General features: G+C 59.1%; 1 protein-coding gene. It reads right to left on the bottom strand.

Translation table 11 applies throughout. From position 1 onward, the window contains the following. Window positions 1–73: 73 nt before the first annotated feature. On the bottom strand, window positions 74–281 hold a 208-nt coding region (locus KVT32_RS29850; RefSeq protein WP_217619402.1), incomplete at its 5' end, for a hypothetical protein.

The raw sequence follows: 281 nt of genomic DNA, 5'->3' as shown, positions 1-281 counted from the left end.
CGCTGCGCCGTGCGATCGCGGCCTACCGGACGGCGCTCCCACGGCCGTACACCTGTGTGGGTCCCGGTGGAACTTAGGCATTCATGCCCGAAGCCGATTCCGGTCCCTGGAGCAGAACGTGTAGTTCTGACGCAGGCGCGGAAACGACTTCCGTTAGCGAGGCTAAAAGGTTAGAAGGAGAAGTAGCGTTCTGCAACTGTCCACGGTAATCCAGAAGCATGACGTGGAAGGACTCAACGACCTTCTTTGCCTGGAGCATGTCAAGGGTCGCCTGAAACGTG

Source organism: Achromobacter sp. GbtcB20, assembly GCF_019091095.1.
Lineage (GTDB): Bacteria > Pseudomonadota > Gammaproteobacteria > Burkholderiales > Burkholderiaceae_B > Achromobacter > Achromobacter mucicolens.
This window is presented reverse-complemented; position numbering and strand designations above follow the sequence as displayed.